This window comes from Streptomyces sp. NPDC054956, assembly GCF_053609185.1.
Genome location: NZ_JBSGXB010000030.1, coordinates 29,772 through 41,560, shown reverse-complemented (window position 1 = coordinate 41,560; position 11,789 = coordinate 29,772). Strand labels below are relative to the sequence as shown.

The 11,789-nt window shown below is 74.5% G+C and carries 11 protein-coding genes; 4 read left to right on the top strand and 7 right to left on the bottom strand.

Going from position 1 to position 11,789, the window contains the following annotated elements; translation table 11 throughout:
* The 3 genes from ACWGDE_RS08655 to ACWGDE_RS08645 form a co-directional block, all read left to right on the top strand.
* A partial coding sequence (locus tag ACWGDE_RS08655; protein WP_453388258.1) for an FAD-dependent monooxygenase occupies window positions 1-465 on the top strand: 465 nt, incomplete at its 5' end.
* Window positions 462-953, top strand: coding sequence for an LIC_13387 family protein (locus ACWGDE_RS08650; protein WP_453388257.1), 492 nt, complete (start codon window positions 462-464; stop codon window positions 951-953). The genes ACWGDE_RS08655 and ACWGDE_RS08650, both read left to right, overlap by 4 nt.
* A gap of 16 nt (window positions 954-969) precedes the next feature.
* Entirely contained in the window at window positions 970-1,719 is a 750-nt protein-coding gene (locus ACWGDE_RS08645) for a class I SAM-dependent methyltransferase (protein ID WP_453388256.1), read from the top strand.
* 12 nt (window positions 1,720-1,731) lie between these two features.
* Here the strand turns inward: ACWGDE_RS08645 and ACWGDE_RS08640 are convergent, their stop codons facing one another.
* Window positions 1,732-2,541 (bottom strand): hypothetical protein, encoded by an 810-nt coding sequence (locus ACWGDE_RS08640; RefSeq protein WP_453388255.1) that lies wholly within the window; start codon window positions 2,539-2,541, stop codon window positions 1,732-1,734.
* Window positions 2,542-2,690: 149 nt separating this feature from the next.
* Here ACWGDE_RS08640 and ACWGDE_RS08635 point away from each other — a divergent pair, with 149 nt between their 5' ends.
* Window positions 2,691-3,776 carry an ABC transporter substrate-binding protein gene (locus ACWGDE_RS08635; protein ID WP_453388254.1) on the top strand — a complete coding sequence of 362 codons (1,086 nt, stop codon included), beginning with the start codon at window positions 2,691-2,693 and terminating at the stop codon, window positions 3,774-3,776.
* 75 nt (window positions 3,777-3,851) lie between these two features.
* Here ACWGDE_RS08635 and ACWGDE_RS08630 read toward each other — a convergent pair whose 3' ends face one another.
* The 6 genes from ACWGDE_RS08630 to ACWGDE_RS08605 form a co-directional block, all read right to left on the bottom strand.
* Window positions 3,852-4,718, bottom strand: coding sequence for a hypothetical protein (locus ACWGDE_RS08630; RefSeq protein WP_453388253.1), 867 nt, complete (start codon window positions 4,716-4,718; stop codon window positions 3,852-3,854).
* Entirely contained in the window at window positions 4,715-5,068 is a 354-nt protein-coding gene (locus ACWGDE_RS08625; protein ID WP_453388252.1) for a PadR family transcriptional regulator, read from the bottom strand. Before ACWGDE_RS08625 ends, ACWGDE_RS08630 begins: the two co-directional genes overlap by 4 nt.
* Window positions 5,069-5,165: 97 nt before the next feature.
* Window positions 5,166-5,822: a class I SAM-dependent methyltransferase gene (locus ACWGDE_RS08620; protein WP_453388251.1), complete on the bottom strand. Its 657-nt coding sequence runs from the start codon at window positions 5,820-5,822 to the stop codon at window positions 5,166-5,168.
* A 187-nt stretch (window positions 5,823-6,009) separates the two neighbouring features.
* Window positions 6,010-8,229, bottom strand: a complete 2,220-nt coding sequence (locus tag ACWGDE_RS08615) for a hypothetical protein (protein WP_453388250.1) — start codon at window positions 8,227-8,229, stop codon at window positions 6,010-6,012.
* Window positions 8,226-9,386: a VWA domain-containing protein gene (locus tag ACWGDE_RS08610; protein ID WP_453388249.1), complete on the bottom strand. Its 1,161-nt coding sequence runs from the start codon at window positions 9,384-9,386 to the stop codon at window positions 8,226-8,228. Before ACWGDE_RS08610 ends, ACWGDE_RS08615 begins: the two co-directional genes overlap by 4 nt.
* Window positions 9,383-11,782 (bottom strand): DUF5682 family protein, encoded by a 2,400-nt coding sequence (locus tag ACWGDE_RS08605; RefSeq protein WP_453388248.1) that lies wholly within the window; start codon window positions 11,780-11,782, stop codon window positions 9,383-9,385. Before ACWGDE_RS08605 ends, ACWGDE_RS08610 begins: the two co-directional genes overlap by 4 nt.
* Window positions 11,783-11,789: the final 7 nt, after the last annotated feature.

Sequence of the window (11,789 nt, the reverse complement as noted above, 5' to 3'; positions counted from 1 at the left end):
GAGTGGCACGACCCGATACCCGCGCTGCTGGACCGGATCGACCCGGCCGCCGTACTCCACCACGAGTTCTACGAACTGGCCGCCCCCCTGCCCCGGTTCCACGACGGACGGGTGGCCCTGCTCGGCGACGCCGCCCACGCGATGACGCCGAACATGGGCCAAGGCGGGTGCCAGGCCATCGAGGACGCCGTCGTCGCCGCGCACCTCCTCGACTCCGACGACGTGCGCGCCGCGCTCGCCGCCTACACGACGGCCCGACTCCGCCGCACCACCCGGATCAGCCGCCGCTCCCGCCGCCTCGGCGAACTCGCCCAGCTCACCCACCCGTTCGCCGCGTCCCTCCGCAACCTGGCGGTTCGGGTCACCCCCCAGAAGCTCGCGCTCCGAGCCCTGGACGAGGTCCTCGCCTGGCAGCCCCCGCCGGCCCCGGCCGACGTCGACGCGAACACCAAGGAGAAGCAATGAGCACCAGAACCAGAACCAGGACCAGACTCCGCCCCGACACCGGCCGGTCCGACGCGGTCCGCCCCTTCGTGCTCGGCGCACGCGGCTTCGTGGCCCTGGGCACCGGCCATCTCGTCCTCGCGGCGATGCTGGAGACGCTGGGCACCAAGACCCCGCAACAGCGGGCCGCCGACGAGGCGATGCGGGAATCCGCCCTCACCCTGCTGGGCATCGAACGCACCACCCTCGACGTCTTCCAGGGCATCAGCATCGTGATGTCCCTGTTCACCATCGCCTGCGGCCTGCTCCTCCTCGCCGCCGTCCGCCACGCACCGACCCTCGTCGAGCGCCGTTCCGCCTTCGGACGCATCACCCTGGCCACCTCCCTGGCAACCCTGGCCGCATCCATCTGGCTCCTGCCCCCACCACCGATCGCCGTCCTGGCATTCACCAGCTGCGCCTTCGCCCTGTCCCTGCGCCGGGCAACAACGAGCAGTCAAATAATGTGACTACTAGGCTGCGGCGATGGAACGTGCAACGGATGCGCCCGAGGGATTCGCCCAGTCCGCCGATCCGGTCCGGGTGAACGACTACGACGGCTTCGCCGAGGCGTACTCGGCGGAGAACGAGAACAACCTCGTGAACGCGTACTACGAGCGGCCCGGGATGCTGGCCCTCGCCGGAGATGTGGCCGGCCGTCGGATTCTGGACGCCGGCTGCGGCTCGGGCGCGCTGTCCGCCGCGCTGCGCGATCGCGGTGCGGTCGTCACCGGCATCGACGCCAGCGCCGGGATGCTGGTGCTGGCGAGACGGCGGCTCGGTGACGACGCGGCCCTGCATCAGGTCGACCTGCGCGGCCCTCTGCCGTTCGCCGACGGCGAGTTCGACGGCGTGGTCGCATCGCTGGTGCTGCACTACCTCGAGGACTGGGAGCCGGTTCTCGCCGAACTGCGGCGCGTGCTCGGGCCCGGCGGCCGGCTGATCGCGTCGGTGGACCACCCGTTCGTGGCCTACGCGTTCCAGGATCCCCGGCCCGACTACTTCGCGACCACCAGCTATACCTTCGACTGGACGTTCAACGGCCAGTCCGTCCCCATGAAGTTCTGGCGCAGGCCGTTGCACGCGATGACGGATGCCTTCGCCACCGCCGGTTTCCGTCTCTCCGGCTTCAGCGAGCCGCAGCCCGACCCGGCCGCCCGGGAACTGTTCCCCGAGGAGTTCCAGGCCCTGTCGACCAAGACCTGCTTCCTCTTCTTCGTCCTCGAGGCGGCGTAGCCACCGGCGCGCTCACTGCCGGGTGAGGAGCCAGGCGGTCCCGTCCGGGCCGGGGAGGCTGAGGACGGGGGCGGCCACGGTGCCGCCGGCGACGCGAACCATGACCTGGGTGCCGCCCGGGAGGCAGTGCGTCGCCTCGCCCTGGTTCAGCCAGACCTGGACGGAGGTCGTCATCTGCGGGTAGTCGAGGTTCCAGGTCGCCTCCTCCGTACACTCTCCCGACCGCAAGGTGTACTTACCGCCCTGTCCGTGGGCTCCGTCGGTCAGCGTGAGGGTGAGGTCGCGCCCTGATGCCGTCCACGTTCCGGAGAAGTCCACGTCCTCCATTCCCGGCCCGGTGACGGCCATCGAGATGGCCGTCACCAGCGCGACGGCGGACAGGGCGACCGCGGCCCGTCCCGTACGGCGCGTGGTGGCCCCGTCGGCTCCGGCAGCGCCTCCGTCACCCGGTTCGGGCGGCGACCCGCGCCAGAGGCTCACGAGGACGCCGGCGGCGGACGCGAGCAGCGCGATGCCGCACCAGACGAACCAGCCACCCGTCCCCGCGATCAGCAGCATCACCCCTACCGCCGGGACGGCCGTCGCCGAAGCGGCCGCCCACCAGGCCGCCTCGGGCCTCTGGCGCAGGTGGGCGTTGGCGAAGGCCACGATCGCCAGGAACTCGGCCGCGAGTGCGCCGAGGGTGAGAAGGCCGCCACCCGCATAGTCGGGCCTCAGCCTTGTGGGGTCCGAGAGTGCGAAAGCCGCCGCCAGTGCCACGGCCTCGATCGCCAACGCCGACCACAGCACGCGCCCGAGCCGTTGCCGTGAAAGCCTCCGCATGTGCCCCCCCTATTTGAACGAGTTCAGTCGCTGGCCGCATCGTACGCGGACGTCCGGCCCTGCACGTAGTCAGGTATGAAGGGCATGATCATCCGGGTGCGCCCGAGCCCGCGGCCGCACACCCACAGTCCAAGGGGAGACTCCACCCGATGAACACGCCACCATCGCCGCCCGTCCTCCTGGGCGCTCTTGTCCCGTTGACGAGGCCCGGCTGGGCCGAGGCGGGCCGACACCTGCTCGCAGGGCTGCAGTTGGCCGTTGGTGAGGTCAACGACGCCGGCGGGATCGACGGAAGGCCGCTGGAGCTGGTGGTCCGGGACACCGCAGCCGATCCGGAGCGGGCCGCCGCGGCGGTGGACGAACTGGGCGGCCTGGGCGTGGCCGCCGTGGTGGGGGAGTACCACAGTGTCGTCGCCCGAGCCGCCGCCGCCCGGGCCGACGCCCTCGGCGTGCCGTTCCTCTGCTCCTCCGCGGTGCTCGACGCGCTCACCGAGGAGCCGACGGAGTGGGTCGCGCGGCTGGCCCCGGCCCAGTCCCGGGGCTGGCGGATCTACGCAGACTTCCTCCTCGACGCGGGACGGAGCCGGATCGCCGTGGCGACCCAGCCGAGCGTCTACTGGGCGTCCGGGACCCGCATCCTGCGGGACCACGTCGCTTCCCGCGGTGGCACCGTCGTCGAACTCGACGCGAACGCGCTCACCCCCGAGGCCCTGTGCGACGAGCTCGTCGGCCAGGGCGCGACGGCGCTCCTGCTGCTGGCCGGCCATCCGGAGCCGGCGGTGCCGATCGTCCGGGCCGTACGGGGCGACCGGCGGCTTGCGGACATCCTGATCGGAGCTCCGGCCGGACAGCCGGAGTTCGCCGAATGGGCCGCGGCGCTGGGTGAGGACGGCTCGGGCATCCCGTTCCTGCGCTACCTGCCCGAGCGGTTCGGTCCTCTCGGCGAACGCGTCGGGAAGGAGCTCCGCGAGCGGCTGGGCGAACCGCCCTCCTTCGTCGCCTTCGAGGGCTGGGACACCGTCACCGTCCTCGCCGAGGTGCTGCGTTCCCACGGCGCGGACCGTACGGCCGTCGCCGGGGCATGGCCCCGCGTGGAGGTCGAGGGCACCCGCGGGCCGATCCGGTTCTCCCGCACGCCGGGCATCGACGTGTGGCAATGGACTTGGGCACCGATCCAAGTCGCCGACCGGGACCCCGCGGACCCCGATCGCTTCCGGATCCTGCGCACCGGCTGAGAGCAAGCCGAAGCCCACCGGGCCGGTGACCTGGTGGGCTGTCGGTTCCCTGCGCTGCCGCGGGTCCCCCGGGATTCAGACCGCCGGGGTGGAGCCGCCCCGGCGGCGGCGGACGCTCACCACCGCGGACGCGGCCAGGAGCAGTCCCAGAACGGCGGGCAGGAACAACCAGTTCACCATCCCGGTGAACATGCTGAGCTGGACGAAGGGCAGGCCCGCGAGGAGGGCCGCGGGTGCCGTGCGCAGCCGGGCGAACGCCTGCCGCCCGGCCGGCACCAGCCCGCCGGCCATCGCCACGGCGGTGCACAGCCCGCCGACCCCGTACGGCAGCGGCAGTGCCACCGGCGCGGCGGTCAGTGCGGCCGCCCCCGCCAGCGTGGCGGCCACGCCGGTCGCCGTGCGCCGGCGCAGGACGGGACGCAGATCGGGCGGGCACAGTACGGCCACCAGTGCCATGAGGAGGAAGGGCCCGCTGGTGACGACCGCGAACTCGATGCCGAATCCGAGCCGCATCGCCTGGGAAGCGAAGATCGAGCCGGTGCCTGCCAGTACGGTCCACGCGCCCATCGTCCAGCGGCCCGTCAGGGCCAGGACAGCGCCCACCAGTGTCACGATGCTGGCCGCGCCCGTCAGAACCGTGGGGCCGACCTCGTCGATCAGGTGGCCGACGCGGAGAGCGGGGGCCGTCAGCCGGGACCAGATCACCGCGTGCACGCCGAGTGCGACGACGGCGAACGGTGCCAGAGCCGCGAGGAACCGTCCGGCGCGTCCCGACGAGCCCAGCCCGAGGCGCATGCGCAGCGCGTGCCCGATCACATCGGAGGCCTCGCGCATCCGTGCCGGCCTGTCCGTGCCCTCGGTGGCCCGGTGGTAGGCGTCGGCGATCTCGTCGCCGAACTCCCGGCGGTAGGCGGCCGGATAGAGCCTCAGCAGCGCGGTCATGCGGTCACCGCCTTGCCGAACCCGCCGAACCCGCCGAGCTCCAGACGCCGGGTCGCTTCCTCGGCGGTGTGTGCGATACGGGCCGCCTCGGCGGCCAGGATCTCGCGCCCGTGCGGCGCCAGGGCGTAGCTGCGCCGCCTGCGTCCGTCGACCACCTCCTCCTCGTGGACGGCGATGAGCCCCTGTTCCAGGAGTCGCTCCAGGGCTCCGTACAGCGTTCCCGTGCGCATTTTCGTGCGGCCTTCCGAGATCTTCTCGACCTCCTGGGCGATCGCGTATCCGTGCCGTGGGGCATCGGCGATCGCGGTGAGGATGAGCAGGGTCGGTTCCCGCAGAGGTTGATCGTTCACAACGATCACGATAGCTCGCCAGCCGACATATGTCGATGGCCGACCTATCTCCTTTCCGTGTGCGGTGGCTTCGGAGCGTTCGCGCTGTGGCGGATCGTCAGTTGTGGTGCCAGACCAGCGTGTAGCGCCAGAACAGGCGGCGGCGCAGCCGGACGCCGGGCAGAACGCGGCGGGCCTCACGGACGATGCCGGCGAAGCTCAGGGTCGCCGGCCGGGTGGGAGCGGTCATCGAGGCCGGCCGCGGTACCCGTCGCCCCTTGTTCTTGGCCCACGCCATGGCGACGTTCACCGGAACGGCGACGGCGCCGAGGAGGTGGTCGCCGGCCGACTGCGCACGGGCGACTCCCACGACGACGAGGGTCCCACCGGGTGCCACGTGCTCGCGCAGGTGGGTCAGGGCGTCGGTGAACGGCAGGTGGTGGAGGGTGGCGACACACGTGATGACGTCATGGGGGCCGGGCGGCAGCTCGGTCATCGCGTCTCCGACGGTGAACCGCACCGGGACGGTGCGCCCGGTGAGCTCCCTGGCCCGGGCGACGATCGTGGGGTCGGCATCCAGGGCCTGCACCGAAGCGGCACGCGAGCTCAGGAGCCGGGCGAGGTCTCCGCTGCCCGAACCGACGTCCAGGGCCCGGTCGAAGCGCGGGGGGAGCTGTCGCATGATCCACCGGTGGTAATGGGCGTTGTGGTCCCACGGGTGGGCCTCGTGGAATCGGTCGAGGGCCTCGAAGAGGCGATGCGGCAGTGTCGACATGCCGTCAGTCCACCATGATCGACACGCGCTCGGCCGGCGGCCCCTCGATCAGCGGCCCGGGGTGAGGGCGGGACGGGTGCTTCCCCTGGGTGGGGGAGGCACCCGTCATCCTCCGAGGCCTTGGCCCCCCACCGGGCTTCCTCCCGGTCCGGAACGCCGAGCGTGCGTCGGGTTCACGGCGTACGGCTCACGTGGCGCGGGCGTGGAGTTCCAGGGCGGTCAGGAGGTGGATCTGCGCGTCGAGCCACGGGCGCACCGCCGCCTCCGGGCCCTCCTCGCGCAGGGCGCCGAGGAAGCCCCGCACCAGGCCGGCCGCGGTCGTCAGGCCCGTCCGGGACAAGGCGGTGGCGGACTCCTCGAGCCCGGCGCGGGCGGGGCCGCCGAGGTGGCGCAGGCCGAGTCCCGCCGCCGAGGCCATCGCGGACAGAGCACCGTCCATCGCCTCGGAGAGCGGGTCCCGCGGACGCGGGAACAGACTCGGCACGAGGCGGGAGCCGGCGGCGGGGGTCAGGTCGGGGACGACCACGCCCTCGGCCGTCATGACGGCGATCGGGTCGAACACGAGCCCGTCACCCGTCACGCGGACGAAAGCGCTCACGCGGCGGACCTCGCCCCGGCCGCCGTCCAGGCACTCGGCGAGCACGTCCAACGCACCCGGGCTGTACGGGTTGTGGGTCGCCGACACCACCCCGACGGCGCCGTACGCATCGCGCACCGTCGCCTCCAGCCGCTGCTCGGCCGGGTCGTACCCCAGCTCTCCGACCTCCTGGACCTCGACCACGCGTACGGAGCCGGCCTCGGTCCGCGGCCGGACCAGGTAGGGCGGCAGCCGGTCCAGTTCCCGGGCGTGGGCGGCGAAGTCCCGTACCAGCAGGGGCTCGGGCAGATCCGCCCACGCCGAGCCGACCGGGGTGACGCTCGTCGAGGCCAGCCGCCCCGCCCCGATGGTGACGGACAACCCGGGCGTACGGGAGGCACTCTCGCTCACCAGGTTGGCGCGGGCCACCGCGCCGAGCGAGGAGCCCGCCAGCCGCCGGGGAGCCAGCTCGGGCCCGGTCGGTTCCTGTCCGGGCGCCAGCTCCCACCTGCGGCGCAGCACGAGGCCGGTGCCGGCACCGGCGTGGGCGAGGAACACCTCCGCGGTCCGGTCGCCCGGGGTACCGCTGATCCGGCAGCCGAGCGCGGTGAGGCGGACCCGGCGCAGAGCGGTGTCGCCACGCTCCCCGGAGCCCAGGACCTGGGACGCGGCGAGCCCGGTGTCGCGGGAGGCCGCTCGGAGCCGTGCGTGGAACTCGGTGATCAGCGCGGCGTACCGCTCGGCGCGGTAGCGGGCGCCCCGGGCGGCGTGGTCGTCGAGCTGCTCGGTCAAGTCGGCCAGGATTCCCGCGGGCCAGTGCAGGGCGCGGGCGGACAGCTCCTCCCGGGTCCGGCGCAGCGCGGTGGCCAGGACCGGGCCGGCGTGGGCCGCGCCGTCCAGCAGCAGGTCGTCGAGGAGCGCGGCCGCCGCGCCCGTCTCCGGGCCGCCCGCGTGCGCCCAGCCGCCGCTCCCTCCCACGTCGATCTGGGCGGGCGGATCGGCCGGATCGGCCTCGGTCGCGGCCCGGAACGCCCAGACCGCGAGCGCGATGACCTCCCCTCGGCGGGCGGTGGCGGCATCGGTGACCGCGTGTCCGATGCCGGCCGGCGCGGGGACGGGGAACCGTACCGTGCAGGTGGGCAGTTCCGCCCAGGCGGCGGGCGACTCGGCGGTGGGGTGGTGCAGCCGGGCGGTGTAACCGCGGGCCAGGGTGCGCCGGGCGGTGGCCACGGAGCGCGCTCCGACGGCGGCGCTCAGGGCGTCGTCGTCGATGGCGCCCGGCGACCAGGGCACCCGGGCGACCCGCGCCGGGGCCTCGTGATCGGCCCGGGGCGCGGCCTCGTCTCCGGTCCGCGCCTGAGCCCCGTCATCGGTCCGGACCGTGGCTCCGCCATCGCCCCGAGCCGCCCCGGAGTCACCGGATCGCGCCGTGGCTCCGTCATCGCTCGCGCCATCGCCGGAGCCATGGCTCGAGGTACCGGTCCCGCCGTTGCCACCGGTGGCCGCGAGCGAGCCCGCGGCCGCGCGTTGGCAGGCCAGGACCAGCCCGAGGACGTGTCGGCAGATCCCGGGAGCTCCGCAGGTGCATGCGCCCTGGTCGAGGCCCGCGGCCGGCGGGAGCGAGGCCTCGGTACCGTCCGGGAACGTGCCGTGGAGCGTGCCGTCCTCCTCCTCGGACAGCACCGCCCCGGCGCCCGCGTCGAGTTCCTTCGCGGCGCGTTTGACCAGCCCGCGGTTGGCGAGCGCCGCGAGGGTGTCGAGGTCCAGGGCGAGCAGATCGGTGCGGGTCGTCCCGGTCCCCCCGGACGTTCCCGTCGTGGTCCCGGTCATCGGCCCAGCCTCTCGGCGACGAACTCGGCCAGCTGACCGGGCGTCATCGCGCCGACGTGCGCGCCGGCGTCGGCGAGCCGCTGCGCGGTCTCCCGGTCGTACGCCGGGTTCGCGTCCTCGTCGAGCGCGGCGAGACCCAGTACGGTCGTGCCCTGCCCGGTCAGCGCGCGGACGCCGCGCACCAGCCGGTACGGGTCCCCGCCCTCGTAGAAGTCGGTGATCAGCGCGACGATGGCGCGTCTCGGGTTGTCGATCAGGCGGGTGCCGTAGTCCACCGCCCGCGCGATGTCGGTGCCGCCGCCGAGCTGGACGCGCATGAGGAGCTCGACCGGGTCGGTGACACCGCTCGTCAGGTCCACCACGCTGGTGTCGAAGGCGACCAGATGGGTCTTCAGCCCCGGCAGCCCCCACAGGCTCGCGGCGGTGACCGCGGAGTGGATGACCGAGTCGACCATGGAACCGGACTGGTCCACCAGCAGGATGAGCTGCCACTGCTCCAGGTGCTTGCGGGTGCGCGAATGGAACCGGGGCCGCTCGATCAGGATGCGGCGCTCCGCCGGCTGGTAGTGCGCCAGGTTGGCGCGGACGGTACCGCGGAAGTCGAAGTCGCGGGCCGAGGCCAGCAGGCTCGGGCGGCGCGAGCGCGTACCCGTGAACGAACGCCGGATCTCGGGGGTCAGCTTGTCCAGGAGCCGGCGCACCACCGTCTCCACGATCCGGCGGGCCAGCCGCAGCACCTCGGGGTTCATCAGGTGCTTGGTGCGCAGCACGGCGCGCAGCAGGGTGGCGTTGGGCTCCACCCGCTCCAGCACCGCCGGGTCCGTGACGATCTCGTGGATCTCGTACAGCTCGACGGCGTCGCGCTCCAGCCGCTCGATGGTCTCCTTGGGGAAGAGGCGGTGGATGTCGTCGAGCCAGTCGACCGCGGTGACCACCGAGGGCCCGTCGCCTCCCTCGCGCGCCTGCGCGCCGGGGCGGACGCCGCGCCGGGCCTGCTCGGTGTCGCGGCCGTAGAGCCAGTCCAGGGCGGCGTCGCGGGCAGCGGCCTCGGCGCCGAGCGGGCCGGTGCACCGTTCGGCGGGCGCACCCAGGATGAGCCGCCACCGCTCCAGGCCGGGATCGGGGGCGTCCGCCGGGTGCGGGCCGGGGGCGGTCACGGAGCCGCCCGCAGGCCGTAGCGGTCGAGGGTGCGCTCCACTTGGTCCTCCAGGGTCCGGGCCCGCGCGATCAGCAGCGGATCGGCGGTGACGCGCAGCAGCGAGCGGGCTGAGCCGCGCACGCCGCGCCGTTCGATCAGGCGGGCGGCGATCCGTTCGCGCTCGCGGGGCGGGAAGTACGCGAACGCCTGCCGCAGGGCCGGAAGGCCCGCCAGGAACTCCGTCTCGGGCATGGCGCGGACCAGCTCGTCGAGTACGTCGATCAGCGGTTCGGGGCCGCCGCCCGCGGTCAGTTCGGTACGGGCCAGGGCGAACAGGCCCGCCAGCCAGTCGCCGAGCGCGGCCGGGTCGGCCGCCGCGCGGATCGCGGCGCCCGCGTCCAGGCCGGGCGGGCCGGCGCCGTCCGCGCCGGCGCCGTCCGCGCGGAGGCCGCCCGAGCCGGGGTTTCCCGCGTCAGGGCCGAGCCCGTCGGCATCGGCCAGGACGCGGCACAGTCCGAAGGCCGCGCCGCGCAGGTCGGCGGGGGCCGCGGGGTCCGCGCTGATCCGGCGGCACACCCCGGCCGCGGCCTCGCGCGTCACCGACAGCAGGGGCGCGGCGTGCAGCAGCGCGTCCCGCAGGGCGGTCAAGGCGCGCAGCCGCCCGCGGTCCGGGCCGCCCGCCCCCTGAACACCCTCGGCCAGCCACAGGACGCGCCCGACCGCGGTGTCCACGGCGGCCGCGAGCAGCGGGTCCCGGGCCACGCCGTACACCCGGTCGTGCCGCCACAGTCCGAGGGCCGTGTGCAGGGCCTCGCCCAGGGGTCCGAGCGCGCTCGCCCGCCCGAGCCCGGCGGCGAGCTCCGCGACCAGGCGGCCCGATACCCGGGTGGCTCCGCACACCACGGCGTCGAACAGGACGCCGGCCAGCGCTTCGGGCTCCGTGCCGGCCTCGCGCATCCGCTCGTCGAGGGCCACGGCCGCGGCCTCGTCGAGGGTCGCGCCGAAAGCGCCCGCCTCGATGAGCGCGGCCTCCCGGCCGGGCTCCGCACGGGGTTCCCAGCGTTCGGTGAACACCGGGTCGGTGCCGTGCGCGGGGCCGGCGACCCGGGTGAAGCCGGGGATGCCCAGGACCCGCAGCCGGTGCAGCACCTGACTGCGGTTCAGGTCCGCGGGATCGGTGAGGCGCAGGCCGACGGGACGCTCCCGGCCCGGTTCCAGGCACAGCGCGGCCAGCCGCGCCTCGACGTCGTGGACGAGCGGCGGCAGGGGCGTGTCGGGGTGCAGCCGCCCGACGCGGTCGCCCGCGCAGGCGGCGACCATCTCCACGACGACCGGGTGGGAACCGGGGCGCAGGGGTCCGCGCCGCGTCCACGGCAGCGGCTCGTCGAGGGCGTCGGTGATCAGCGCGCCGGCCAGGCCGTCGAGCAGGTCGAGGCGGGTCGGCAGCGCCTGGCCGCGCAGCGCGGCGAGGCCCAGCGCGGTACCGCGCGCGGCGATCAGCCCGGCCGTGGACACCGGGTGACCGCGAGCGCGCAGCCGCCCGGTGACCGCTCGTACGAGGTGGTCGCCCGCGGCGTGCGGACCGGCTTCCCACAACCGCTGGTAGTAGGCGGGCGAGGGCATCCCGGACTGGTACCCGGCGAAGGAGTCGAGCTGCCGGAAGGAGTACGGCACCAGGAAGCTGCCGCCCACCGCGCCTTCCGGCGGCGCCGGTATCCGGGGCCAGCCGCCGTCGTCCTCCGGCGCCGGCTCCGCGGCCAGGGTGCGCAGGGCCGGCCGGTGGAACCCGCCCGTGACGACGAGTACGGGGCGCCCGCCGGCCGAGGCGAGGGCCGCCCGCACCCAGGAGGCCATGTACCGCTCCCGGGCCCGGTCGCCCTCGTCGGCCTGCGCGTCGCCGCGCACGAGGTCGAAGTACGCCTCCAGCCGGGCCGCGAGTCCGTGCTCCGCAGAGCCCTCATCCGGCCCGTCCCCGGCGCCCGACTCGAACATCCGGTCCCAGAGCGCGTCCACGGAGTCGACCTGGAAGCGGCGGCACAGCCTGGCCGTCGCCTCGGCGTAGCGGGCCTCCGCGTCCGCGTACCGGTTGGTGCGCCCGGCGAAGGCCGGGTGCCAGGCGGGCAGGTCGATGAACCGCACCTCGGCGCCCGCGGCCCGGCCCGCCGTCAGCGCGACCCACTCCGGCGAGTAGTCGCACAGCGGCGCCCAGGACGTGGCGGTGCGCTCCTCGTCGCGGTAGTGGCTGAACACGGCGACGGGGAGCTCGTGGCCCAACAACAGCTCGTCGAGCCGGCCGTTGAGGTCCGCCGGGCCCTCGATCAGCACGTGGGCGGGCCGCAGCTCCTCGATGGTGCGGGCGACCAGACGGGCGCACGCGGGGGAGTGGTGGCGTACGCCGAGGAAGGTGGCGCTCATCGGACCG